General features: G+C 35.2%; 1 protein-coding gene. It reads left to right on the plus strand.

Annotation, left to right across the window (positions count from 1 at the left end; all coding sequences use genetic code 11):
- The coding region (locus tag CJF42_RS24000; protein WP_141235652.1) for an ATP-binding cassette domain-containing protein at positions 1-972 on the plus strand (972 nt) is incomplete at its 5' end.
- Positions 973-1135: the final 163 nt, after the last annotated feature.

The following is a 1135-nucleotide window of genomic DNA, read 5'->3' on the forward strand; positions in this document are numbered from 1 at the left end:
AGACACTTCCTAAACTCTGTTTGTACTCATATGGCTGATATTGATTATGGTGAATTACGTATATACCCAGGTAACTACGAAAAATTTATTGAAGCATCAAGCTTAATTCAAGAACAGTTACTTTCAGAAAATGCTAAGAAAAGCGCTGAAATTAGTGAATTACAAGACTTTGTAAATCGTTTTGGTGCTAATGCCTCTAAAGCAAAACAAGCTAGCTCTCGTGCTAAAAAAATGGATAAAATTAAACTTGATGAAGTAAAATCTTCAAGTCGTTTAAAACCTTCTTTAAGTTTTGATCCAGGAAAAACCATGTATCGTTCAGCGCTTATTCTCGAAGAGTTTGGCCATGGTTTTGACGGTGAAACTTTATTCCAAGACGGCGACTTAATACTGGAAGCTGGCGCAAAACTGGCCATTATTGGCGAAAATGGTGTTGGTAAAACGACTATGCTTCGCTGTTTAGTTGATGAACTTAAACAAAAAAATGGTGTTATAAAATGGTCAGATAATGCTTCTATTGGTTACTGCCCTCAAGACAGTACTGCTGATTTTGATAACGATTTAAGTATTTTTGATTGGATCTCTCAATGGCGCACCACGAAACATGACGATTTAGCAGTACGCGGCATTTTAGGTCGTTTATTATTTACTGCAGACGACTCTAATAAAAAAGCACGGAACTGTTCTGGTGGTGAAAAAAACCGCTTATTATTTGGTAAATTAATGATGCTAGATGTTAATGTATTAGTAATGGACGAACCAACAAATCACATGGATATGGAAGCAATTGAAGCGCTAAACAATGCATTAAAAGTATACGAAGGTACTTTAATCTTCGTAAGCCATGACCGCGAGTTTGTATCATCTTTAGCGACACGTATTATTGATATTAAAGACAAGGAAGTGATCGATTTTCAAGGTACATTCGATGAGTACATGTCTAATTTAGCACTTACACAACAAGTCGCTTAATTATTCTAGTGCAAGTGAGCTCAGTTTTGATCTTGCTTGCACGTTACTTATAAAACAATACCGATTTATATCCTCCCCTATTTATCTCATATTTACACCATAAAAAATCTCATTAATCCAATTTTTTCAAGGTTTAATCATATACCTGTGATCAATGAAGGTG

Source organism: Pseudoalteromonas sp. NBT06-2, assembly GCF_002276045.1.
Taxonomy (GTDB): domain Bacteria; phylum Pseudomonadota; class Gammaproteobacteria; order Enterobacterales; family Alteromonadaceae; genus Pseudoalteromonas.